Source organism: Lentzea sp. HUAS TT2 (genome assembly GCF_051853195.1).
In the GTDB taxonomy this organism is placed as follows: domain Bacteria; phylum Actinomycetota; class Actinomycetes; order Mycobacteriales; family Pseudonocardiaceae; genus Lentzea.
Map to the genome: position 1 here is coordinate 2,430,971 of NZ_CP196667.1, position 22,074 is coordinate 2,453,044.

General features: G+C 69.0%; 23 protein-coding genes. 12 read left to right on the forward strand and 11 right to left on the reverse strand.

What is annotated here, in order from left to right:
- The first annotated feature begins 22 nt into the window (after positions 1 to 22).
- The 6 genes from ACSHWB_RS12080 to ACSHWB_RS12105 all read left to right on the forward strand — a co-directional run bounded on the left by ACSHWB_RS12080 (position 23) and on the right by ACSHWB_RS12105 (position 6,454).
- Positions 23 to 868 carry a sulfurtransferase gene (locus tag ACSHWB_RS12080; protein WP_439662124.1) on the forward strand — a complete coding sequence of 282 codons (846 nt, stop codon included), beginning with the start codon at positions 23 to 25 and terminating at the stop codon, positions 866 to 868.
- Positions 869 to 873: 5 nt separating this feature from the next.
- Positions 874 to 1,173 carry a DUF1416 domain-containing protein gene (locus tag ACSHWB_RS12085; RefSeq protein ID WP_439662125.1) on the forward strand — a complete coding sequence of 100 codons (300 nt, stop codon included), beginning with the start codon at positions 874 to 876 and terminating at the stop codon, positions 1,171 to 1,173.
- A gap of 452 nt (positions 1,174 to 1,625) precedes the next feature.
- Positions 1,626 to 2,237 carry an FABP family protein gene (locus ACSHWB_RS12090; protein WP_330272083.1) on the forward strand — a complete coding sequence of 204 codons (612 nt, stop codon included), beginning with the start codon at positions 1,626 to 1,628 and terminating at the stop codon, positions 2,235 to 2,237.
- A gap of 161 nt (positions 2,238 to 2,398) precedes the next feature.
- The gene (pxpB, locus tag ACSHWB_RS12095; RefSeq protein ID WP_439662126.1) at positions 2,399 to 2,986 is read left to right on the forward strand and encodes a 5-oxoprolinase subunit PxpB; all 588 of its coding nucleotides are present in this window, start codon (positions 2,399 to 2,401) and stop codon (positions 2,984 to 2,986) included.
- Complete coding sequence (locus ACSHWB_RS12100) at positions 2,983 to 3,834, forward strand: biotin-dependent carboxyltransferase family protein (protein WP_439662127.1); 852 nt, start codon at positions 2,983 to 2,985, stop codon at positions 3,832 to 3,834. Before pxpB ends, ACSHWB_RS12100 begins: the two co-directional genes overlap by 4 nt.
- A gap of 85 nt (positions 3,835 to 3,919) precedes the next feature.
- Positions 3,920 to 6,454 (forward strand): glycosyl hydrolase family 18 protein, encoded by a 2,535-nt coding sequence (locus ACSHWB_RS12105; protein ID WP_439662128.1) that lies wholly within the window; start codon positions 3,920 to 3,922, stop codon positions 6,452 to 6,454.
- A 3-nt stretch (positions 6,455 to 6,457) separates the two neighbouring features.
- Here ACSHWB_RS12105 and ACSHWB_RS12110 read toward each other — a convergent pair whose 3' ends face one another.
- Positions 6,458 to 7,300, reverse strand: a complete 843-nt coding sequence (locus tag ACSHWB_RS12110; RefSeq protein WP_439662129.1) for an aminodeoxychorismate lyase — start codon at positions 7,298 to 7,300, stop codon at positions 6,458 to 6,460.
- Positions 7,301 to 7,371: 71 nt separating this feature from the next.
- On the opposite strand from ACSHWB_RS12110, the gene ACSHWB_RS12115 reads away from it, so the two are divergent.
- Genes ACSHWB_RS12115 through ACSHWB_RS12135 form a run of 5 tightly spaced genes read left to right on the forward strand, consistent with a single transcriptional unit; the run spans position 7,372 to position 11,527 of the window.
- Positions 7,372 to 7,761 (forward strand): Fur family transcriptional regulator, encoded by a 390-nt coding sequence (locus ACSHWB_RS12115; protein ID WP_439664575.1) that lies wholly within the window; start codon positions 7,372 to 7,374, stop codon positions 7,759 to 7,761.
- Entirely contained in the window at positions 7,758 to 8,819 is a 1,062-nt protein-coding gene (ygfZ, locus tag ACSHWB_RS12120) for a CAF17-like 4Fe-4S cluster assembly/insertion protein YgfZ (protein ID WP_439662130.1), read from the forward strand. Before ACSHWB_RS12115 ends, ygfZ begins: the two co-directional genes overlap by 4 nt.
- Before the next feature lie 28 nt (positions 8,820 to 8,847).
- Positions 8,848 to 9,672: a 3-keto-5-aminohexanoate cleavage protein gene (locus tag ACSHWB_RS12125; RefSeq protein ID WP_439662131.1), complete on the forward strand. Its 825-nt coding sequence runs from the start codon at positions 8,848 to 8,850 to the stop codon at positions 9,670 to 9,672.
- A gap of 60 nt (positions 9,673 to 9,732) precedes the next feature.
- Positions 9,733 to 10,302 (forward strand): RsiG family protein, encoded by a 570-nt coding sequence (locus ACSHWB_RS12130; protein WP_439662132.1) that lies wholly within the window; start codon positions 9,733 to 9,735, stop codon positions 10,300 to 10,302.
- 43 nt (positions 10,303 to 10,345) lie between these two features.
- Positions 10,346 to 11,527 carry an MFS transporter gene (locus tag ACSHWB_RS12135; RefSeq protein WP_439662133.1) on the forward strand — a complete coding sequence of 394 codons (1,182 nt, stop codon included), beginning with the start codon at positions 10,346 to 10,348 and terminating at the stop codon, positions 11,525 to 11,527.
- Here the strand turns inward: ACSHWB_RS12135 and ACSHWB_RS12140 are convergent.
- The gene (locus tag ACSHWB_RS12140; protein ID WP_439662134.1) at positions 11,470 to 12,330 is read right to left on the reverse strand and encodes a hypothetical protein; all 861 of its coding nucleotides are present in this window, start codon (positions 12,328 to 12,330) and stop codon (positions 11,470 to 11,472) included. The two genes, ACSHWB_RS12135 and ACSHWB_RS12140, sit on opposite strands and share 58 nt — an antisense overlap.
- A gap of 173 nt (positions 12,331 to 12,503) precedes the next feature.
- Here ACSHWB_RS12140 and ACSHWB_RS12145 point away from each other — a divergent pair, with 173 nt between their 5' ends.
- Complete coding sequence (locus tag ACSHWB_RS12145; protein WP_434452324.1) at positions 12,504 to 12,692, forward strand: DUF3073 domain-containing protein; 189 nt, start codon at positions 12,504 to 12,506, stop codon at positions 12,690 to 12,692.
- A 72-nt stretch (positions 12,693 to 12,764) separates the two neighbouring features.
- Here ACSHWB_RS12145 and ACSHWB_RS12150 read toward each other — a convergent pair whose 3' ends face one another.
- The 9 genes from ACSHWB_RS12150 to ACSHWB_RS12190 form a co-directional block, all read right to left on the reverse strand.
- Positions 12,765 to 13,760, reverse strand: coding sequence for an NADH:flavin oxidoreductase/NADH oxidase (locus ACSHWB_RS12150; RefSeq protein ID WP_439662135.1), 996 nt, complete (start codon positions 13,758 to 13,760; stop codon positions 12,765 to 12,767).
- Between the two features lie 83 nt (positions 13,761 to 13,843).
- A complete protein-coding gene (locus ACSHWB_RS12155) occupies positions 13,844 to 14,638 on the reverse strand; it encodes a pentapeptide repeat-containing protein (protein WP_439662136.1) in 795 nt (264 codons plus the stop codon).
- 51 nt (positions 14,639 to 14,689) lie between these two features.
- Entirely contained in the window at positions 14,690 to 16,543 is a 1,854-nt protein-coding gene (gene iolD, locus ACSHWB_RS12160; protein WP_439662137.1) for a 3D-(3,5/4)-trihydroxycyclohexane-1,2-dione acylhydrolase (decyclizing), read from the reverse strand.
- The gene (gene iolB / locus ACSHWB_RS12165; protein WP_439662138.1) at positions 16,540 to 17,427 is read right to left on the reverse strand and encodes a 5-deoxy-glucuronate isomerase; all 888 of its coding nucleotides are present in this window, start codon (positions 17,425 to 17,427) and stop codon (positions 16,540 to 16,542) included. Before iolB ends, iolD begins: the two co-directional genes overlap by 4 nt.
- Positions 17,424 to 18,329 carry a Cgl0159 family (beta/alpha)8-fold protein gene (locus ACSHWB_RS12170; protein WP_439662139.1) on the reverse strand — a complete coding sequence of 302 codons (906 nt, stop codon included), beginning with the start codon at positions 18,327 to 18,329 and terminating at the stop codon, positions 17,424 to 17,426. The genes iolB and ACSHWB_RS12170 overlap by 4 nt, the downstream gene beginning before the upstream one ends.
- A complete protein-coding gene (iolC, locus tag ACSHWB_RS12175) occupies positions 18,326 to 19,258 on the reverse strand; it encodes a 5-dehydro-2-deoxygluconokinase (RefSeq protein ID WP_439662140.1) in 933 nt (310 codons plus the stop codon). The genes ACSHWB_RS12170 and iolC overlap by 4 nt, the downstream gene beginning before the upstream one ends.
- Positions 19,255 to 20,025, reverse strand: a complete 771-nt coding sequence (locus ACSHWB_RS12180; protein ID WP_439662141.1) for an ATP-binding cassette domain-containing protein — start codon at positions 20,023 to 20,025, stop codon at positions 19,255 to 19,257. Before ACSHWB_RS12180 ends, iolC begins: the two co-directional genes overlap by 4 nt.
- Positions 20,022 to 21,011 carry an ABC transporter permease gene (locus ACSHWB_RS12185; protein WP_439664576.1) on the reverse strand — a complete coding sequence of 330 codons (990 nt, stop codon included), beginning with the start codon at positions 21,009 to 21,011 and terminating at the stop codon, positions 20,022 to 20,024. Before ACSHWB_RS12185 ends, ACSHWB_RS12180 begins: the two co-directional genes overlap by 4 nt.
- Before the next feature lie 75 nt (positions 21,012 to 21,086).
- Positions 21,087 to 22,070, reverse strand: a complete 984-nt coding sequence (locus tag ACSHWB_RS12190) for a sugar ABC transporter substrate-binding protein (protein WP_439662142.1) — start codon at positions 22,068 to 22,070, stop codon at positions 21,087 to 21,089.
- Between the last annotated feature and the right edge of the window lie 4 nt (positions 22,071 to 22,074).

Genomic DNA, 22,074 nt, shown 5'->3' on the forward strand with positions numbered 1-22,074 from the left:
TAAAACACAGGAGCAACTTCCCATGAGCCGTGAGAACGTGCTGGTCTCGGCCGCCTGGTCCGAGGAAAACCTCCAGGCGCCCGGCGTCGTGTTCGCGGAGGTCGACGAGGACACCACCGCGTACGACGGCGGCCACATCCCCGGAGCCGTGAAGATCGACTGGAAGAACGACCTCCAGGACCCGGTCCGCCGCGACTTCGTCGACCGCGAGGGCTTCGAGAAGCTGCTCTCGGCCAAGGGCATCTCCAACGACGACACCGTCGTCCTCTACGGCGGCAACAACAACTGGTTCGCGGCCTACGCGTACTGGTACTTCAAGCTCTACGGCCACACCAACGTCAAGCTCCTCGACGGCGGCCGCAAGAAGTGGGAGCTCGACGGCCGCCCCCTGGACAAGGAGGAGGTCGTCCGCGACGCCACCTCGTACTCCGCCCAGGAGCAGGACCTCTCGATCCGCGCCTTCCGCGACGAGGTCGTCGACGCCATCGGCAACAAGAACCTCGTCGACGTGCGCTCCCCCGACGAGTTCTCCGGCAAGCTGCTCGCCCCGGCCCACCTCCCGCAGGAGCAGGCGCAGCGCGGCGGCCACATCCCGTCCGCGGTGAACGTCCCGTGGTCCAAGGCGGCCAACGAGGACGGCACCTTCAAGTCCGACGAGGACCTCCGCGCCCTCTACGCGGAAGCGGGCTTCGACGGCAGCCGCAAGACCATCGCGTACTGCCGCATCGGCGAGCGCTCCTCGCACACCTGGTTCGCCCTGCGCGAGCTGCTCGGCCACGAAGACGTCAAGAACTACGACGGTTCTTGGACGGAGTACGGCTCGCTCATCGGCGTGCCGATCGAGCTCGGTTCCGGCAAGGAGGCCTGATCCCCATGACCAACGGCTGCGGCGCCCCCGCTCAGGGCGGCACGATCGACGTCTCCACGACGGAAACGGTCCTCGAGGGCAAGGTCGTCTCCGACGGCACCCCGGTGGGCGGCGCGTTCGTCCGCCTCCTGGACTCGACCGGCGAGTTCACCGCCGAGGTGGTCACCTCGCCGGAGGGCGACTTCCGCTTCTTCGCGGCACCGGGCAGCTGGACCGTCCGCGCGCTGCACCGCACGGGCAACGGGCAGGCCGACGTGTCGGCCTCCGGTCCGGGCGTGCACGCGGTGGAGATCGCGGTCGCCTAGCTCTTACGACCTGGTTGGTAGAGACGAGGGCCCCGGCGGTGATGCACCGCCGGGGTCTTCGGCGTCTGGGCGGCCTTGCGCAGGGCTGGGCAACCGGGTTGGGCGACTGATGGCCCGCGATGCCGCAGGCGAGCCGTCCTCGAGCGACGCCGAATCAGATCGGCGGGGTCTGGGGCGGCGCCCAGGAATCAGCGCAACCATCCGCCCGCAAGGTGACCAACTGCGAACTCGCGACCACAGGTCGCCGACGCAACAGGGAGACGAACCGCCCGACCGGCGCGCCCTCAACCCCCAACACCCCGGTGTCCTCCGCCACCACAACCCTGCACGTCAAACCACGCGAGATATCCTCTCCCCGTGGAACACATCTTCACCGGACTCCTGGTGCTAGTGACGATCGCCGTTATGTGGTTCGCCGGCTACGTCGTCTACCGCCTCTACTCCGACCAGCGATGACCAGCGGCGACGAGGCCATCCGCCTGGCCGAGGAACGAGCGGCGGCCACGAAGCAGCGCAACCTCCCGCAGTTCACCGACATGCCGATCCCGGCGGACACGGCGAACCTGCGAGAAGGCGCTGACCTGAACGACGCCCTGCTGGGCGTCCTCCCCCTCGTAGGTGTCTGGCGCGGCGAGGGCGAGATCGTCTACCCGACGATCGACGGCCCGTTCCGCTTCGGCCAGCAGATCACCTTCGCCCACGACGGCCGTCCGTTCCTCGTGTACGAGGCGCGGTCGTGGCTGCTCAACGAGGCCGGTGAGGTCATCCGCCCGGCAGCCCGTGAACAGGGTTTCTGGCGTCCGCAGGAAGACGACACGATCGAGCTCCTGCTGACGCACAACACGGGCATCGTCGAGCTGTACTACGGCAAGGTGCGCACCCAGACGTCGTGGGAGTTCGAGACGGACGCGATCATCCGCTCGGCCACGGCCAAGGAGGTCAAGGGTGCGCAGCGGCTGTACGGCGTGGTGAACGGCGACCTCGCGTACGTCGAGGAGCGCGCCATGATGGGCCAGGAGATGCAGCCGCACGCGTCGGCGCACCTGAAGCGCATCGTCGGCTGACGCCACCCCCGCCTCCTGACCGCACGCGGGGCCCTTTCGTACTGTCATGCAGTACGAAAGGTCCCCGCGTGCGGTCAAGAGGGTGGGCGGGAGGTGGGGTTGTTGAACAATTTGCGTGTCGGATTGTTCAACAATCCCACGATTCCCCGTAACATGGGTCCATGCTTCTGCGGCGCTGCGGAACCGACGCCCTCCTGGTCGAGGTGGACTCACTGAGTGAGGTCGCGGCCGTCCGTGCAGCCCTCGAACACCTCGACGGCATCGAAGAACTGGTCCCGGCCGCTCGAACGGTGCTGGTCAAGGGCTCCCTGCACGAAGTCAGGGAGACGCTCAAGACCGTCGACCTGACCAAGGCCCCCACCACGCACTCGCGCGAGGTCACCATCCCGGTCATCTACGACGGCCCGGACCTCGACTTCGTCGCCGAGACAGCCGGCGTCACCCCGGAACAAGTGGTCAGACTCCACACGGAGGCCGTCTACGAGGTCGCGTTCTGCGGCTTCGCGCCAGGCTTCGGCTATCTCACGGGCCTGCCGACATGCCTCCAACAACCGCGGCTCGACTCCCCGCGCACGAAGGTCCCGCAGGGCTCGGTCGGCATCGCGGGCGAGTTCACCGCCGCCTATCCGAGGCCAACGCCGGGCGGCTGGCGGCTGATCGGCCGCACCGAGATAACGCTGTTCGACGCCAAGGCCGAGACCCCCGCGCTGCTGCAGCCGGGCGACCAGGTCAGGTTCGTGGTCGCATGAACCGCAGCGTCACGATCATCAGGACCGGCCCCCAGGCACTGATCCAGGACCTCGGCAGGCCCGGCAACGCTCACCTGGGCGTGCCCCCGTCCGGCGCGCTGGACCAGGACTCCCTCAAGCTCGCCAACCGCCTCGTCGGCAACCCCGAACAGGCAGCGGGCCTGGAGCTCCTGCTGGGCGGCCTCACGATCAAGGCCAACGCGAGCTGCACCATCGCCGTCACCGGGCCGGCCACCGAGCTCAAGGTCGACGGCAGGCTGGCCGACTCGCACCAGCCGGTCCACCTCGAACCCGGACACGTCCTCGAGATCGGCACCCCACAGACCGGCCTGCGCAGCTATCTCGCGATCTCCGGTGGCATCGAAGTGCCGGCGGAACTCGGCAGCCGCTCCACCGACCTGCTCTCCGGAATCGGTCCAGACCCGTTGCGGGACAACGACGTCCTGCATCTCGGTACACCCGGACTGCCCAACGGGGCAGATGTCGTGCCGCCGATGCGCGCGCTGCAAACGTTGGTCATCCCGATCCGGCTCGGGCCGCGCGACGACTGGTTCGAGGACGCGGAAACCCAGCTGCGGCAAGGGTCCTGGACGGTGTCGGACCGCAGCAACCGGGTGGGCGCGCGGTTGCAGGGGACTGCACTGAATCGTCGTGACGGGGAGATTCCCAGCGAGGGAATGATCACCGGTGCGGTTCAGGTGCCGCCGGACGGGCAGCCCGTGGTCTTCCTGAACGATCATCCGACGACGGGCGGCTATCCCGTGATCGGTGTGGTGGACAAGGATCACCTGCGTTTTCTCGGGCAGGCGCGGCCGGGCACGGAGGTCAGGTTCCGCCCGGTCGACTGAGGAACCACGCCGTTGACGGAGGTGGTCCAGACCAAATACCGTAACTCTCAGCCGCCGCGGAATCTCTACCAAACTGGAGTTCCGCATGCGCCGGATCCCTGCCCTCCTAGCAGTTCTGATAGCCGCGCTGGCCCTGGCGGTCCCTGCACAAGCCGCCACGGGCATCACCGCGACCTTCTCCCGCAGCGGTACGACGGGCAAGTTCGTCGTCGCCAACGCGAGCACCACCGCGCTCAACGGGTGGTCGGTCAAGTTCGACCTGCCCGCCGGTGTCACGGCGAGCAACCCGCAGAACGCGACGATCACCCAGAACGGCACGAGAGTGACGCTCACTCCGGCCTTCTACATCAACAACCTTCCGGCCGGACGCAACACCGAGCCCTACAGCCCGACGTTCACGCTGAGCGCCGCGGCCGACCCGACCACCTGCACGATCAACAACATGGCGTGTGACGGCAGCGGTACCGCTCCGCCGGCACCGACGGGGCTGACCGCCGAGTACTCGGCGGCCGGTGGTGCGGCGAAGTTCGTCGTGCGCAACCACTCCTCCGCCGCGGTCACCGACTGGTCGATCTCCTTCACGCTGCCCAACGGCGTGACGGTGAGCAACGGCCAGAACGGCACGGTCGCCCAGAACGGCAACGCGGTCACGATCACCCCTGCGCACTACAACAAGACCATCAACGCCGGCGCGAGCACGGAGCCGTACAGCCCGGCGTTCTCGATCAGCCAGAACGTCGAACCGGTGACGTGCCGGATCAACAACGCGAACTGCGACGGCAGCGCGGACACTCCGCCAAGCACGCCAACGGGTCTCACGTCACCGGCGAAGACCACGCGCACGGTGAGCCTGCAGTGGAACGCCTCCACGCCGGGCTCGCTGCCGGTCGCCGGCTACGACGTCTACAACGGAACGAGCCTCGCCGGCAGCTCCACCACGACGTCGACGATCATCACCGGCCTGACCCCGAACACCGCGTACTCGTTCACGGTGCGGGCCAAGGACTCCAAGGGAACGCAAAGCGCCGCGAGCGCCGCGCTGAGCGTCACCACCAACAACCCCGCCAACGACACCACGCCCCCCACCGCGCCGGGCAACCTGCGTTCGACGGCGAAGGACGCGGGCAGCGTCACGCTGGCGTGGAACGCCTCCACGGACAACAGCGGGATCGCGAACTACGACGTCTACGTGGGCTCGACCGTGAAGACGACGGTCTCCGGCACGTCGGCCACGGTCAGCGGCCTCTCGCCGTCCACGAACTACACCTTCACCGTCAAGGCACGGGATCTCTACGACAACGTGTCCGCGGCGAGCAACGCGCTGAACGAGCGCACTGGTGACATCGTCGGCGGTTATGCCCGTGTCGGGTACTTCGTGCAGTGGGGCATCTACGGACGCCAGTACTTCGTGAAGGACATGGACGCGGCGAAGATGACGCACGTCAACTACGCGTTCGGCAACATCGACCCGGTCAACCTGACGTGCCTGCACGGCGTCACGAAGGGCACGAGCCCGAACCCGCAGGACCCGAACCAGGGTGACGGCGCGGGTGACGCGGAAGCCGACTACAGCAGGCCGATGAGCGCGTCGCAGTCCGTCGACGGTGTCGCGGACAGTGGCTGGGAACCGTTGCGCGGCAACTACAACCAGCTCAAGAAGCTCAAGGCGAAGCACCCTAACCTCAAGGTGCTGATCTCGCTCGGCGGCTGGACGTACTCCAAGTACTTCTCCGACGTGGCGGCGACGGACGCGGCGCGCAAGAAGTTCGTGGCGTCGTGCATCGACGTGTACCTCAAGGGAAACCTGCCCGTGTACAACGGCGCCGGCGGCCCCGGCACCGCGGCGAACATCTTCGACGGCTTCGACCTCGACTGGGAGTGGCCGGGCGCGGAAGGCCACGCGGGCAACCACTTCGGCCCGCAGGACAAGGTCAACAACACCCTGTTGATCGAGGAGTTCCGCCGGCAGATGGACGCCTACAGCACCACCACGGGCAAGCGCTACCAGCTCACCGCGTTCACCCCGGCCGACCCGGCCAAGATCGCGGCGGGCTGGGAGCTCGGGCGGGTCGCGCAGTCGATGGACATCTTCAACGTCCAGGGTTACGACTTCCACGGCTCCGGCAGCGACAACTCGTGGGAGCCCAACCGGACCGGCCACCAGGGCAACCTCTACCCGGACCCGGACGACCCCTACACGACCAAGTTCAGCGTGGAGAGCACCGTGCAGGCCTATCTGGACGCGGGCGTGCCGTCGCGCAAGATCACGCTGGGACTCGCGTTCTACGGCCGCGGCTGGCAGAACGTGGTCAACGGCGGGAAGAACGGCGAGTGGCAGACCGCGGGTGGTGCGGCACCGGGCCAGTTCCCGGAGGAGTCGGGCACGCGCGGGTACGCCAACCTCGTCGCGTCCGTGCCGAACTGCACCGTCTTCCACGACGAGGTGGCCGTGGCGACGTCCTGCTACACCGGCAACCAGTGGTGGACCTTCGACGACGTCTGGTCGATCCAGAAGAAGACCGCGTGGCTCAAGTCGAAGAACCTGCTGGGCGCGATGTTCTGGGAGATGTCGGGCGACCGCGGCCCGTTGATGGCCGCGGTCGACGCCGGTCTGAAATAAGGATCAGTACTCGGACTCGTACAGGCCCTGCAGCTCGGTCAGCAGGGCCGCCGAGTCGGGCAGCTGCTTGCCGTCCAGCACGTTCACCCGCGTGATCTTGCGGACGCTGGACGCGAGGAACACGCCCTCGGCGTCGTAGAGCTCGCCGGTCTGGATCGGCTCCACGAGCACGGTCCAGCCGGCGCGCTCGGCGGCGCGGAACAACGCGTACTGCGTGGTGCCGGGCAGGATGCCGAGCTTCGACGGCGGCGTGACCAGCGTCTTGCCGCGCACCAGGATCAGCGTCGAGGTCGGGCCCTCGAGCACCGAACCGTCCGACGTGGTGAAGATGACCTCGGCGGCACCGCGGCGCTCGGCCTCGCGCAGGGCGGCCATGTTGATCGCGTACGACAACGTCTTGGCGCCCAGCAGCAACCACGGCGCGCGGTCGGCGAGGTCCGCGTCGATGCCGCGGTCCAGCGTCACGGCCGACAGGCCCTCGGCGCGCTGCTTGAGCACCTTCGCGCCGATCTCGAGACCGAGCGCGAAGCCGGTGGGCGTGCCGTCACCGCCCTCGACGCCGCGGGTGTAGACGAGCTTGAGGGCGAACTCCGTGCCACCGGTCCAGTTGCCGATGACGAGCTCGACCGCGCGCTCGAACTCCGCACGGGGAGGCGGCGCCATGTCGAGCATGGCCGCGGACCGGTCGAGCCGGTCGAGATGGGGCGTGAGTTCGCGGGGTTTCCCGTCGACCACGAGGATCGTTTCGAACACACCGTCACCGCGCATGAGACCGAGGTCCTCGACGCGGATCTGCGGCGAGTCGGGGTCAGCGAGGGTTCCGTCGAGCAGTGCCAGCACGCGCATGGAACGAGCCTACTAACATCACCGGTGTGGAGACCGCAAGAGGGCTGCGCAAAACCCTGCACGACCGCGGCATGAGGATGACGCCGCAGCGTCAGCTCGTGCTGGACGCGGTCAGGTCGCTCGAACACGCGACGCCGGAACAGATCTGTCAGCGCGTCCAGGAGACGGCACCGACGGTCAACATCACGACGATCTACCGCACGCTCGACCTGCTCGACCGGCTCGGACTGGTGCGGCACACGCACCTCGGCCACGGTGCACCGAGCTACTCGGTCGACGACCACCAGCACGTTCACCTGGTGTGCCACGTCTGCGGCTCGATCCAGGAGATCCCGTGTGAGCTTCTCGACCCGCTGGTCGGAACATTGCGGGAGCGCGAAGGGTTCGAACTTGATGCAAGCCATCTCGCGCTGTCCGGCACGTGCCGCGACTGTTTGAAGCAGGAGCAGGAGACCGAGTGACCCTCCCAGGAGCCGTCCCGCCGCCCGACGATTCCCCGGACGCAGGCATCGCCTGGCACTACGGCGACCCGTTCGCCGAGCAACGCTCCGCCGTCCGTTCCGCGGTCGTCTTCGACCGCTCGAACCGCGGTGTGATCGCGATCCCCGGCGAGGACAGGCTCACGTGGCTGCACCAGCTCACGAGCCAGCACTTCGAGCAGTTGCACGAGGGCGAGGCCACCGAGGCGCTGATCCTCGACGCCCAGGGCCGCCTGGAGCACCACATGGTCGTCGCGAACGTCGGCGGCACGGTGTTCCTCGACGTCGAGAAGGTCGACGACCTGCTGGCGTACCTGAAGAAGATGGTCTTCTGGTCCAAGGTGGAGCCGCGTGACGCCACCGAGGAGTTCGCGCTGCTGACGCTCGTCGGCCCGGACGTCCCCGCGGTGCTGGAGAAGCTCGGCATCCCGCTGCCGTCGAACGTGGACGCGCTCGGTGAGGGTTTCGTGCGCAGGACGTCGTGGCCCGGCCAGAACGCGGTCGACCTGCTGGTCCCGCGTGCCGAGCGCGCGGACTGGTGGCAGCGCATCACGGACGCCGGCGCACGGCCTGCGGGCAGCTACGCGTTCGAGGCGTTGCGGGTCGAGTCGTTGCGGGCACGTCAGGGCATCGACACCGACGAGCGCACGATCCCGCACGAGGTCGGTCTGATCGATCCGGCCGTGCACCTGAGCAAGGGGTGCTACCGCGGCCAGGAGACGGTCGCGAAGGTCCACAACGTGGGACGCCCGCCCAGGCGAATGCTCCTACTCCACCTGGATGGTTCTGCCGACGCCCAGCCGGAGACCGGTGACCCGGTGACGCTGGACGGGCGCGTGGTCGGCCGTGTGGGCAGCGTGGTGCTGCACCACGAGCTCGGCGCGGTCGCGTTGGCGCTGGTCAAGCGGTCCGTACCGATCGAGGCGGAGCTCATCGCCGGAGCCCCCGAAAGGGAGGTTCCGGCACGAATCGACCCCGACTCGGTGCCCGCGGACACCCCCGGTCTGGGCCGGGAAGCCGTGCGCAACCTGCGGGGATGACCCCGGCCGGACCGCTACAGTCCGGTACATGTCCCTGGGCACGCTGATCACTGTCGCTCCCACAGGAGCGGAGCACGCGAAAGCCGACGTCCCGCAGCTTCCGGTGACCCTGGAAGAGCTGGTCTCGACGGCTCGGACGTGCGAGCAGGTCGGCGCGGCGATGATCCACGTCCACATCCGTGGCGCGGACGCGAAGCCGTCGCTGGACCTCGGTCTCCTGAAGGCCACCGTCGAGGCGTTGCGCGCCGAGACGAACCTCGTCGTGCAGCTCTCCACCGGCGGGTCGGTGCACGACCCGGAGTCGGACCGGCTGCGCGTGCTGGAGGCGATGCCGGACTCGGCGTCCTGCACGATGGGCACCGTCAACTTCGGTGACGACGTGTTCATGAACCGCTGGGAGTTCATCGTCTCCCTGCACAAGGGCATGCAGGAGCGTTCGATCGTCCCGGAGTACGAGATCTTCGACATCGGGCAGCTCGCCTCGCTCAAGCGCCTGCTGGACCAGCACGGGCTGCCCGCGGGCGGTCACGTGCACGTCGACTTCGTGATGGGCGTGCCCGGCGGCATGCCCGGTGACGCCGCGACTCTGGTCGCCGCAGTCAACGCTCTGCCGGACGGGGCAACGTTCTCCGCCACCGGGATCGGCCGGACCACCCTGCCCGTGATGTTCACCGCTTTGGGTGCGGGTGGCCACCTCCGAGTGGGTATGGAGGACACCATCAGCTACTCGCGGGGGGTGCCGGTGCGGGACAACGCACAGCTCGTGGCACGTGCCGCAGGTCTCTCCAAGATCGCTCAGCGACCCGCTTTGACACCTGATGAGGCGCGAAAGCTGCTGGGCGTGCACATTTGAGACAAGTTTGGTGCATGGGATGTGTTGGCGGGTAGGGAGGATCTACCGCAGGATGGACACGTGATCGAGGTGCGTCCTGGCGGGCGCCGCCGAATCGACAGGGTGCTCGCCCCCGACTACACGGAGGGCGTCGAGCAGCGCCCGCTCGTCGAGGTGCGCGAACTCCGCGACGAAGCTGCGCAGGAAGAGACAGATCTGTCCTACCTGCGGCGGCTGTTGCACGCGCGCATCGACATCGTGCGTGCGGAGCAAGAGCGCCGCAGTTCAGGTGGTTCGGCCGTGGTCGACCAGCTGGCCACGATCCTCTCCACGAACGCCGTGGGCCCCGCGACCGGACTGGGTCGCTATCAGACCCATGAGCCGTCACGTGCCGATGCGCATCAACGGCACGTCGAGGCGCTCATCTCCGACGTGGACCTCTCCGACGTGAGCTCGTTGCCGGACGATCGCCTCGGCGAGGCGCTGGAGACGTTCATCTCGGAAGAGGCGTCCGTGTCGGTGCGCCGGCGCGAGGTGCAGGTGGTCGTGGACAGGCTCAACGCCGAGATCGCTGCGCGCTACCAGCGCGGGAGCGCGTCGGTGGACGAGCTGCTGGCCGCTGAGCGCGGACACCACCGTCCCAAGAGGTAAGACGAACTTTCCACTTTCTGAGCAGCCGACCTAGCGTGCCCCCATGGGGTACCGCTGGGTCGTTCTGTCTGTCGGGGCGTTGGCGCAGGGTACGAACGCGGCCGTGTTCCTCGGCCTGCCCGCGATCAGCCCGCAGCTCCAGCAGCACTTCTCGCTGACGTTGCCGCAGGTCGGGCTTCTTCTCGGCGCGGTCAACCTCGGCACGATGATCGCCCTCGTGCCGTGGGGGGTCGTCGCGGACCGACGCGGCGAACGCCTCGTGATGACCATCGGCGGCGTAGGTGCCGCCGCCTGTCTTCTCGCCGTGGCGCTCGGCAACGCCTGGCTCGCCGGGCTCGCGCTGCTCGGGGCCGGTCTGTTCGGGGCCAGCGTCAACGCGGCCAGCGGGCGGGCGGTGATGTCGTGGTTCAGCAAGGAGTCGCGCGGGCTCGCGATGGGCGTCCGGCAGACGGCGACCCCGCTCGGCGCGGCCCTCACCGCGGCCGTCCTGCCGGGGATCGCCCTCTCGTCCGGGATACCCACGGCGTTCGTGGTGCTGGCCGGCGTGACGGCGTTCGTGGCTCTCGCGGTCGCGCTGCTGGTCAGGGAGCCGCCGGGGGCGATCCGGGCCACTTCAGCGCACGGATTGGTGCTCAAGGACCCGCGGCTGCTCCGGCTGTCGCTGGCCAGCGGACTGCTCGTGGTGCCGCAGTTCACCGCCACCGCGCTGCTGGTGCCACTCCTGCACGGACACCGCGGCATGAGCGTGACGGCGGCGGCCGCCGTGTTCGCCGTCGCTCAGGTGCTCGGCGGGGCCGGACGGCTGGCGGCCGGGGTGTGGTCGGACCGGGCACGCAGCCGGATCGGGCCGCTGAAGATCGTCTCGGTGCTCACCGCGATCGGGTTCGTGCTGGTCGCGGTACTGGACCAGGCGCCGATACCGGTGCTGGTGGCGGTCCTGGTGCCGACGTCGATGCTCGCGCTGTGCTGGAACGGTCTGGCGGTCACCGAGGCCGGTGAGCTCGCTCCGGAGGGCCGCAGCGCCACCGCGATCGCCATGCAGAACTCCGCGAACTACCTGAGTGCGGCAGTGACCCCGTTCGTCGCGAGCTTCGTCGCGGTGCACGTGGCCTGGCCTGCGGCGATGCTGCTGGCCGCCGCCGCGGGTGGCACGGCGAGGGTGCTGCTTCAGCCGTGGCGTTCCCTGCGGGCCAGCTCGCCCCAGAACTCGCGCAGCGTCTCGTAGCGCAACGCGACCTCCTCGGCGTCGTCCGCTTCGAGTGCGTCCACGATGGCGTTCACGTCGGCCGCCGAGGTGTCCTCGAGCAGGTCCTTGTCCTCCAGCAGCTGCACCAGGCCGCCGTAGTCGAGCTCGACCGCGGAGTGCGGGTGGAAGTGCTCCAGCCAGCGGCCGGTGTCGGAGAGGACCTTGGCCGGCCCGTCCTCGCCCAGCGAGCCCTTCACGACCTTGAGCGCCCGCGCGACCCGTCGCCGGGCGTCGGCCATGGCCACCCGCCACGACACCTGCCGTTCGGGGTCGTCCTGGGCGCTGGCGAGCACCACGCGGCGCTGGGCGGGGTCGACGAGGGCGAACCACGGCAGCGGGATCGTCCAGGTCGTGGAGATCACGTGGACCGCGCCGGCGGAGAGTTCGGCCATCACGGCGGACGCGCGTGCCCGGACCGTTTCCGGGGAGAGGCTGAGGGCCGCGTCCTGCAGGATCGGCGGCGCGGAGGCCAGGAAGCCCACCAGGGCGGCGGCGGACCTCGCCCTGAGATCGAGCGGGCAGACCAGCGGTCCGGGGCCGACACGGGCGGCCTCAGAGGTCGGAACCTCGGCCGGACTGATCGTCATGACGTCGAACGACTCGCCCGGGAGGAGCTTTCGGCCCAACTGTGATCGCAACCACAGGGCCCGTTCCCTCTCGCCTACCTCCGACCGGGGGACAGGGCCTTCTTCCAGGGCTTTTTCGACCTTGGAAGCTAGCGTTGCGTCCAACACCGATAACGGTTCGTACACCCGTAGGTAGGCGACGAACGGTCTGGGCACGTGTGCATCCTTCCACGCGAGGGCGGCCATGAGATTTGGCGGTACGTGTCACGCCTACCGCGTCGCGAGGAACCCCATCGGCACGGTACGGTAGTTACCAGGAATCAGTTGTCGAGACGAGTGGGGCCGCCGTTCCCCCGGCCGCCCCCGTCCCTGTGCGAGGGGGTCGAGCCATGGGGCGCGGCCGAGCTAAGGCCAAGCAGACGAAGGTCGCCAGGGAGCTCAAATACAGCTCTCATGAGACCGACTTCGCTGCGTTGCAGCGCGAGCTGTCGACTGATGAAAGGTCGCCGAACGGGAGTGGTGGTGGCGATGAGCCACACGACGACCCGTACGACGACTACGACGACTACCGTCGCTGAATTCAGCCTTCGGAGTTCAAGGGTTGGGCGTCCGGTTCACCGGCGCCCAACCCTTGAACTCTGAGGGCTCTTTCAGAACGCCCTGGCGTACTGCTTCGGTGCGTGGATCTCCTCACCCAACTGCTGTGCCGCGTGCAGCGGCCAGTACGGGTCGCGGAGCAGTTCACGTGCGAGCAGGACCAGGTCGGCGGAACCGTCCGTCAGAATCTGTTCGGCCTGCTTCGCCTCGGTGATCAGGCCGACCGCACCCGTGGGCACGTCTGCCTTGCGTCGCACAGCTTCGGCTAGCGGCACCTGGTAGCCGGGCCCGATCGGGATGTCCGCCTGCGCGGTGTTGCCACCGCTGGAGACGTCGATCAGGTCCGCACCCGCGGCCTTGAGCGCCTGAGCCAGCACAACGCTGTCGTCGGCGGTCCAGCCGTTGTCGACCCAGTCGGTGCCGCTGATCCTCACGATCACCGGCACGTCTGGGCCGACAGCCGCGCGCACCGCCGCCGTCACCTCGACGGAGGGGGCGATGCGCTCTTCGAGGCTGCCCTCGTTCGTCAGCGGCGAGTAGAACTCGTGCAGCAGGTAGCCGTGGGCCGCGTGGATCTCCAGGACCTCGAAGCCGGCCTCGATCGCCCGCAGCGCGCCGTCGACGAAGGCCTTCACGATCCCAGTGTGGTTGTCGAGCTTCTCGGGCGTGTTACCGCCGGGGAACGGCTCGGTCGTGGGCGCCACCGGCACCCAGTCCCCGATGGCCTTGCGGCCGGCGTGCGCGAGCTGGATGCCGGGCACCGAGCCGTGCTCCTTGATGAACGTCGTGATCCGCTTCCAGGCCGCGACCTGCTCGTCGTTCCAGATGCCGACGTCCTGCGGGGAGATCCGGCCGCGCGGCTCGACGGCGGTGGCCTCGGCGATGACCAGCCCGGCGCCACCGACGGCGCGGGAGCCCAGGTGGACGAGGTGCCACTCGGTCGGCACGCCGTCCTCCTTCGTCACCGAGTACTGGCACATCGGGCTGACCACGATGCGGTTGGACAGGGTGACCGACCGGAGGGTCAGCGGGGAGAACAGCAGACTCACGAGAGGCTCCCTTGGAATGTTCGTAGTGCTACGAACCGTTCAAGGGGTGTGTCCCGGCGTGTTGTTCCCGGATGTGAGGCATCTCAGTCACTGAACAGCGACGCAGAGACACGGGCCGGTGTGAAGTCGGGCGGCCACAGGGTCCCGCGGTTGACGCGTGCCCCGGTCAGGACGGCCTTGTCCAGGTTCAACGCCCGCATGTCGGCCCCGCGCAGGTCAGCGTCGGTGAGGTCGGCGGCGCGGAGGTCGGCACCCTCGAGGCAGGCGACCCGCAGCGACGCCTCGCGCAGGGAGACCCCGCGCAGGTCCGCGTCACGCAGGTCCGTGGCATCGAGGACCGAGCGGTCGAGCCGCGTGCCGAGCAACCGCGCACCGGCGAGGTTCGACCGGCGGAACACCGCTCCCGCGAGCTCCTGCTTGCCCAGGTCGGCGCCGCGCAGGTCGACGTGGGACAGGTCGATCACCACGCCGGGCCGCCGGGTGATGATCGCCAGGGCCAACTCGACGTCCGGACTCCTGACGGCGAGGTCCGACGGCGCCGCGGCCGTCCAGGGAGATCTCTCGCGCAGGAAGTCCCCGATGGTGTCGTCCACGAGCTGCCGGCTGCGCGCCGACTCCTTCGCGATCTGTTCCAGCTCGTGCAGCCCACCGAGCCTGACCTCGGCCTGGTCGCTGCCGAGGTGCTCGACGGCGACGCGGTACCGATCGACGATCTGGCCGTCCCTGACCTGGTGCCAGCCCAGCGCGCCCCCGGCGACCATCAGCACAGCGCCGAGGAGCAGCAGTGACGTCGTTCGGGGAGCGCTCTGCGGCAGCACCAGTACGACGCCGAGTGCTATCAGGGCGACCGCGCCGAGCCTGAACATCCGCTTGCTCACGGAGAGTCATCCTCGTGACGGCACGCGCTCAGCGGTATCCGCTGTTGGAGTTCAGCTGAGATAGCGGACCTGTTTGGACTTGCCCTCCAGCACTTCTTCGCGGGCCCGGGCGATCTCGGACCGGTGGGAGACCTCCGGCACGCCGACCTCCCACCAGGCTCCGGCCTCTGTCCACGACGACGGGTGCGTGCGGATCACGACCACGGCGGGCCGCTGCTCGGCGACGGCCACCTCGCGGGCCTTGCGGTAAGCGCCTTCCAGGTCGGCCAGCGAGTCGACGGGGAAGACCGCGCAGCCCATCGCCGCGGCGTGGGCGGCGAAGTCGGTGCGCGGCGGTTCGGAGTGGCCGGTCGTGCAGTCCGCGTAGAGGTTGTTGTAGCCCACGCCGCCTTGGCCCGTCTGCAGGCGGTGGATCACGGCGTAGCCGTCGTTGTCGCAGACGACGGCCACGAAGCCGTGGCCCGCGAAGGCCGCCGAGAAGAGCTCGGAGTTCAGCATCAGGTACGAGCCGTCGCCGAGCAGGGTCGTGACGACGCCCTGGGTATGGGCGATCGCGGCTCCCCAGGCTCCCGCCAGTTCGTAGCCCATGCAGGAGAAGCCGTACTCGACGTCCATTGTGGACTCGCCGGTCGCTCGCCAGCCGCCGATCAGCTCGCCGGGGAGGCCGCCGGACGCCGTCATGACGTAGTCGGTGGGCTCGCTGACCTCGTTCACCACGCCCACCACCTGGGCGTACGTGGGGAGGCCGGTGCCGGGTGTGCGCAGCGACGTGATGTGGGCGTCCCACTTCGTGCGTTCGGTCTGGGCGCGGCCGGCCCAGTCCGCCGAGGCCTGCCAGGAGCCCAGGACGTCGGTCAGTTCGCGCAGGCCCTCGTCGGCGTCGGCGACCAGGGCGAACGAGCCGTGTTTCACGGCGTCGAAGCGGGCCGCGTTCAGGGAGAGCAGGCGGGCGTCCGGGGAGAAGACGGTCCACGAGGCGGTGGTGAAGTCCTGCAGGCGGGTGCCGACGGCGATGACCAGGTCCGCCTCGCCCGCCAGGACGTTGGCCGACGTGGAGCCGGTGATGCCCAGCGGGCCCGCGTGCAGCGGGTGGTCGTGCGGGATCAGGGTTCGGCCCGCCGTGGTCTCCACCACCGGGATGTTGTGCTGTTCGGCGAAGCGCAGGGCTCGGCCTGCCGCGCCCGAGTAGCGGACGCCGCCGCCCAGGACCAGCAGCGGGCGCGAGGCGTTGCGGATCGCCGACGCGGACTCGGCCAGTGCGAGCAGGTCCGGGCGCTGGCGCAGCGGGCGGTGCAGGACGGGGGCGAACAGGGCCTCGGGGAAGTCGTAGGACTCCGCCTGGACGTCCTGCGGGAGCGCCAGGGTCACCGGGCCGCAGTCGGCAGGGTCGGTCAGGACCCTCGCCACCTGCGGCAACGTCGAGAGGAGCTGCTCGGGGCGGGTGATCCGATCGAAGTAGCGGCTGACCGCGCGGAACGCGTCGTTGACCGTGGCGGTCGGGTCGTGGAAGTGCTCGACCTGCTGGAGGACGGGGTCCGGGGCGCGGCCGGTGAAGGTGTCGCCTGGCAGGAGCAGCAGGGGCAGGCGGTTCGCATGCGCGACGCCTGCCGCGGTGACCATGTTCAGGGCGCCGGGGCCGATGGACGACGTGGCGACGCCCACCTGGCGGCGGTGGGTGGCCTTGCCGATGCCGACCGCGGCCAGTGCCATGCCCTGTTCGTTGTGGCCGCGCCACACCGGGAGCCGGTCGCGAACCTCCTCCAGGGCGTTGCCCAGGCCGAGGACGTTGCCGTGGCCGAAGATCGCGAACACGCCGGGGAACAGCGGCGCCTGCGTGCCGTCGAAGAGTTCGGTGCGCTGGGCCAGCATCCAGCGGACCAGTGCCTGCGCGGTCGTGAGCCTCATTTGACCCGCCCCTCAGCAGTCGTGACCGGGCAACGGGGATCGAGCTCCTGCGTTGCCCAGCTGTCCCGGATCCAGGTGTGCGCCGGGTCGTCGCAGAACGCCATCGAACGCTCGTCCCCAGGCCCGGCCAGGACGTTCAGGTAGTACATGGGATATCCCGGCGCCGCGACGCACGGCCCGTGATAGCCGCGCGGGATGAGGAAGACGTCGCCGTCCCGCACGGTCACGTCCTCGTCGATCGTGCCGTCGTCGGTGTACGTGCGGTGGAAACCGAAGCCGGTGCGGGACGGGGTGACCTGGTCCCGGTCGGCGATGCGGAAGTAGTAGATCTCCTCGTTGTTCACCTCGCACGGCTCGGACTCGTCGTGCTTGTGCGGCGGGTACGAGGACCAGTTGCCGTCCGGGGTGATCAGCTCGCAGGCGTTGAGCTTGTCCGCGTGGTCCCACACGCCCGGCGTGCCGAAGTTCGTGACCTGGCGGGTCGCGTTGCCGGAGCCGCGCACCTCGACCGGCACGCCGTCGGCCGGGCCGTACCTCGGCGTCAGGCGGTTCTGACAGCGGGCCATCGGGAGGGCGACCTCACATCCGTCCACAGAGGACAGCTTGACCGAGGCGTCGCGCGGCACGTAGGCGAAGTCCGTGACGCGGGTGAAGACCGAGTCACGGCCCTGCAGCTCGTAGCGCTCGTCGTCGACCTCGACCGTCAGCGACCCGGAGAGCGGCAGCACGAACGCCTCGAACTCGCCGGTCTCGATCGTGCGCACCCAGCCGGCCTCGATCTTCAGCACGCGCAGGCCGGTGTACGTCCAGGCCGCGTCCTCCGGCGTCAGGTAGATGACGTCGGTCGAGGTCGAGAGAGTCCCGTGTGGACGGTGCAGGGTCATTCCGTGATCCCCTTCGCGGTACGGAGGATTTCGGCGGCAGCGGCGACGGCGGAGGCGACGTCGCCGTCCGGCGGGTAGAGCAACGCCCGGCCGACGACCAGGCCGCGCACCGTCGGGTGGCCCAGGGATCGGCCCCACGACGCGAGGTCGTCCTGAGGGTTCGCGGACGGCACACCGCCGAGCACCAGCGCGGGCAACGCGGTGGTGTCCAGCACGATCTCCGGTTCCTCCGGCGCGGGCAGCTTCAGCCAGGTGTACGCGGAGGTCGACCCCAGCCCGGCGGCAACGGCCGAGGCGCGGGAAAGAGCTGCAGAGTCCTTCTGCAGCACCAGCTTGTCGTTGTGGTCACGCTTGTACGGCAGCGGTTCGACCATCGCCATCAGGCCGTGCTCGGCCAGTTCGGTGACGGCTCGCGCGCAGCCTTCCAGCGTCGGGATCGTGCCGGGGTCCGAGTCGACCAGGCGCAGCAGCATCTTGCCGCCGTCGAGCCCGAACGTCGCGATGGACGACGCGTCGTACGCGGTGAACCTGTCGTCGATCTCCCAGTCCGCACCGGCGAGGCCGCCGCGGTTCATCGAGCCGATGACCACGCGGTCGTTCAGGCCGTCCAGCAGAAGGAGGTCCTCGATCACGTCCGGTGTGCCGAGCACTCCGTCGACGTCGGGATTGGCCAGCGCCGTCAGCAACCGGGCCAGCAACGAACGCCGGTCGGCCATCGCCATCGGGTCGCCGCCGACGCCGAGGGCACCGCGCGCGGGGTGGTCCGCCGCGACCAGGAACAGCGTGGACTTGCCGTTCAGCAACGAGTTTCGCCGCTTGCGTGCCTGGTAGGCCCGCCTGATCGAGCCGGGGTCCTCGGCCCGCCGCCACAACAGCTCGCGCCACTGGCCATCGGTGATCACATCAGTTCCTCGATCTCTTTCTGGTCGGGCATCGCGTCAGCACAGGCCAGCCGGGACGCCACGATCGCGCCGGCCGCGTTGGCATAGCGGGCGATCTTCACCGGGTCCCAGCCCGACAGCAGGCCGTGCACCACCGAGCCGCCGAACGCGTCACCGGCCCCGAGGCCGCAGACGACCTCGACCGGGTTCGGCTCGACCGTCCAGCGGCCGTCCGGCGTGGCCACGAGCACGCCGTCGGCGCCCTTCTTGACCAGCGCCAACGAGATCCCGCGCGCCAGCAGCCGGTCGGCGGCCTCGTCGGGGTCGGACGTGCCGACCGCGATCTCGCACTCGGTCCGGTTGCCCACGGCGACCGTCACGTGGTCGAGCATCCAGCCGATCTCGGCCCGCGCGGTCTCCACGTCCGGCCAGAACATCGGCCGGTAGTCCAGGTCCAGCACGGTGTGCCCGCTGCGCGCCCGGTTCGCCAGCATCATCCGTTGCGACGTGCGGGCAGGTTCGGCGGAAACGCCGGTGCCGGTGACCCACAACAGCGGGACTTCGCGCGTGAGCGACCACGGCACGTCGTCCTCGCCGATCGTCAGGTCCGGCGCGGTCGGCAGGCGGTAGAACAGCAGCGGCGGGTCCGCGGGCGGGTTGAGCTCGCAGAACACCACCGGGGTCAGCAGGTCCGGCGAGGTGCCGACGTACTTCGACGACACCCCGAAGCCTTCCAGCGCCTCACGGACGTAGGTGCCGAAGCCATCCGGGCCGACCTTCGTCAGCACCCCGGCACGACGGCCGAGCCGCGCGGCGGCGACCGCGACGTTGGTCGCGGTCCCGCCGAGCGACTTGGCGAACGTGCTGACCTGGGCCAGCGGCACCCCGGACTGCTCCGGGTACAGATCCACCCCGACCCGGCCGACGGTCAGCACCTCCAGCGACGTCACGCCTCGACACCCCGCAGCTCGTGCTCCAGCGCCTCGAGCTCGGCACCGCCTGCCATCTGGCGCGTCAGCTCGTTGATGTCGATCTCGTCCTTCTCGTAGCTGCCCAGCGCACGGCCGCGCTTGAGCAGCAGGAACCGGTTGGCGACCGGGTAGGCGTGATGCGGGTTGTGGGTGATCAGCACGACGCCGAGGCCACGATCACGTGCCTGGGCCACGTACTTCAGCACCACTCCTGCCTGCTTCACGCCCAGCGCGGCCGTCGGTTCGTCGAGGATCAGCACCTTGGCACCGAAGTGCACGGCGCGGGCGATGGCGACGCACTGCCGTTCGCCACCGGACAGCGTGCCGACCGGCTGCTCCACGTCGCGGAGGTCGATGCCCATGTCGGACAACGCCTTCTTCGTGACCGCCTTGCCCTTCTTGGTGTCCAGGAAGCCGAACTTCGTCGTCGGCTCCGAGCCCAGGAAGAAGTTGCGCCACACCGACATCAGCGGCACCACCGCGAGGTCCTGGTACACGGTCGCGATGCCGTGGTCCAGGGCCTCGCGTGGCGACGAGAAGCGGATCTCCTCGCCCTCGACCTTGAACGAGCCCTGGTCGTGCTGATGGACACCGGCCAGGATCTTGATCAGGGTCGACTTCCCGGCGCCGTTGTCGCCGAGCACGCAGGTGACCTCACCCGCGTTGACCACAGTGGACACATCACTGAGCGCGATGACGCTGCCGTAGGTCTTGCCGATGTTCTCGGTCTCGATGAGGGACGTCATCGCCGGACCCTTTCCGCTCGGCGGCGCAGCATGTTGTTCACCAGCACGGCGGCCAGCAGCATCACGCCGAGGAACAGCTGGAACCAGTCGCTGTTCCAGCCCGCGTAGACGATGCCCTGCCGGGCCATGCCGAAGATCAGCGCGCCGATCGCCGCACCCACCGCGGAGCCGAAGCCACCGGTGAGCAGGCACCCGCCGATCACCGCCGCGATGATGTACTGGAACTCGAGGCCGATGCCCTGGTTCGCCTGCACGCTCGCGTACCGCAGGATGTTGATCGAGCCCACGAGCCACGCGGCGAACGCCGTCGTCATGAACAGCAGGATCTTCGACCGCACGACCGGCACACCGACCGCACGCGAACTCTGCGCGGCGCCACCGATCGCGAAGATCCAGTTGCCGAACCTGGTGCGCATCAACACCGTCGAGGCGACGACGGTGAACAGGACCCACCAGATGATCGACACGTAGAAGCTGACGCCGGCGATCTGGAACGTCGAGGCGAACAGGAAGCCCGCCGACTCGTAGCCGGCGGTCTCCCGCATGCCCGACACCTGCACGCTGCCCGTCACCAGGCGCGTGATGCCGAGGTTGAGGCCCTGCAACGCGAGGAAGCTGCCCAGCGTCACGATGAAGCTCGGCAGGCCCGTGCGCATCACGAGCCAGCCGTTGAGCGCGCCCACCGCCAGTGCGAAGGCGAGTGACACCAGCAACGCCAGCCAGACGTTGAGTCCCAGCTGGGTGGCGAGGAGAGCCGTGACGAGCGCGGTGGACGCGGTCATGACACCGGCGGACAGGTCGAACTCGCCACCGATCATGAGCATCGCCACCGCGACCGCCATGATGCCGAGCATGGAGGCGTCGTCCAGCCAGGTGGCCGCACCACCGACGCTCAGGAACTGCTCGGTGGCCACGGAGAAGAACAGGAACACGAGCAGTGCGCCGAGCATGGCGCCGATCTCCGGGCGTTTGACCAGCTGATCCATCGCCCTGGGTTTGCTCAGCCGTTCGTCCGCGGCCGGTGGAGCTGTTGCCGTCACGGTCATCTCCCCGCCTCCTCCTTACCTCTTGCCGTTCTTGGCGTACTCCGCGACCTTGTCCACGTTGGACTTGTCGACGAAGCCGGGACCGGTGAGGACGGGCTTGCCGCCACCGAGGGTGTTGGCGTTGTCCTTGAAGAGCTTCAGCATCACGATCGGCAGGTAACCCTGCTGGTACTGCTGCTGGTCGACGGCGAAGAGCACCTCACCGGACTTGATCGAGTTGACCACGTCGGCGTTCAGGTCGAACGTCGCGACCTGCGCCTTCGAGCCAGCGCCCTTGATGGCGGCGGCCGCGTTCACGGCGACCTGCGGGTTCAGCGCCAGCACGCCGTCGACAGCGGTGTCGGACTGCAGCTTGGCCTTGATGCGGGCCTCGATGTCGGTCGGGTTGGAGATGTCGACCTGCAGGTTCTCCACCGCTCCGCCGAAACCGGTGCGGGCACCGTCGCAGCGCTGGTTGAGGCCCGAGTTGCCGGCCTCGTGGATCACGCAGAGCAGCTTGGTCTTGCCGGCGGCCTTGAGCTTCTTGCCGGCTTCCTCACCGGCGATCGACTCCTCCTGGCCGACGTGCGCCATGGCACCGAACTCCGCGCTCTTCGCGCTGCCGGAGTTGATCGTGATGACCGGGATGCCCGCCTTCACCGCGTTCTCGATGGAGGTCTTCAACGCGTCCGGGTTCGCCATCGACACCACGATGCCGCCGACCTTCTGCGACACGGCGTTGTCGATCAGCTTGGCCTGCGCGCCGGGGTCGCCGTCGGAGTTGTAGGTGACGCCGACGCCGAGCTGCTTGCCCGCGTCCTCGGCGCCCACCTTGACGACGCTCCAGAACGCGTCACCCGCGGTGCCGTGCGTGATGACGGCGACCTTGAGATCACCCGACGCCGGCGCGCTGTTGTTCTGCGTGGTCTGGGAGTTCGTTCCCGTGGGGCCGCTGCACGCGGCCAGTAGAGCAACACCGGCAAGCGCGACGCCCGCACGGATGACCAGACGAGACTTCATCGTC

Bases quoted from the DNA above. Each gene is read 5' to 3' on its own strand.
- ACSHWB_RS12080 (WP_439662124.1), top strand. From the start codon at position 23: ATGAGCCGTGAGAACGTGCTGGTCTCGGCCGCCTGGTCCGAGGAAAAC.
- ACSHWB_RS12085 (WP_439662125.1), top strand. From the start codon at position 874: ATGACCAACGGCTGCGGCGCCCCCGCTCAGGGCGGCACGATCGACGTC.
- ACSHWB_RS12090 (WP_330272083.1), top strand. From the start codon at position 1,626: ATGACCAGCGGCGACGAGGCCATCCGCCTGGCCGAGGAACGAGCGGCG.
- pxpB (WP_439662126.1), top strand. From the start codon at position 2,399: ATGCTTCTGCGGCGCTGCGGAACCGACGCCCTCCTGGTCGAGGTGGAC.
- ACSHWB_RS12100 (WP_439662127.1), top strand. From the start codon at position 2,983: ATGAACCGCAGCGTCACGATCATCAGGACCGGCCCCCAGGCACTGATC.
- ACSHWB_RS12105 (WP_439662128.1), top strand. From the start codon at position 3,920: ATGCGCCGGATCCCTGCCCTCCTAGCAGTTCTGATAGCCGCGCTGGCC.
- ACSHWB_RS12110 (WP_439662129.1), bottom strand. From the start codon at position 7,300: ATGCGCGTGCTGGCACTGCTCGACGGAACCCTCGCTGACCCCGACTCG.
- ACSHWB_RS12115 (WP_439664575.1), top strand. From the start codon at position 7,372: ATGAGGATGACGCCGCAGCGTCAGCTCGTGCTGGACGCGGTCAGGTCG.
- ACSHWB_RS12125 (WP_439662131.1), top strand. From the start codon at position 8,848: ATGTCCCTGGGCACGCTGATCACTGTCGCTCCCACAGGAGCGGAGCAC.
- ACSHWB_RS12135 (WP_439662133.1), top strand. From the start codon at position 10,346: ATGGGGTACCGCTGGGTCGTTCTGTCTGTCGGGGCGTTGGCGCAGGGT.
- ACSHWB_RS12145 (WP_434452324.1), top strand. From the start codon at position 12,504: ATGGGGCGCGGCCGAGCTAAGGCCAAGCAGACGAAGGTCGCCAGGGAG.
- iolD (WP_439662137.1), bottom strand. From the start codon at position 16,543: ATGAGGCTCACGACCGCGCAGGCACTGGTCCGCTGGATGCTGGCCCAG.
- iolB (WP_439662138.1), bottom strand. From the start codon at position 17,427: ATGACCCTGCACCGTCCACACGGGACTCTCTCGACCTCGACCGACGTC.
- ACSHWB_RS12180 (WP_439662141.1), bottom strand. From the start codon at position 20,025: ATGACGTCCCTCATCGAGACCGAGAACATCGGCAAGACCTACGGCAGC.
- ACSHWB_RS12185 (WP_439664576.1), bottom strand. From the start codon at position 21,011: ATGGATCAGCTGGTCAAACGCCCGGAGATCGGCGCCATGCTCGGCGCA.
- ACSHWB_RS12190 (WP_439662142.1), bottom strand. From the start codon at position 22,070: ATGAAGTCTCGTCTGGTCATCCGTGCGGGCGTCGCGCTTGCCGGTGTT.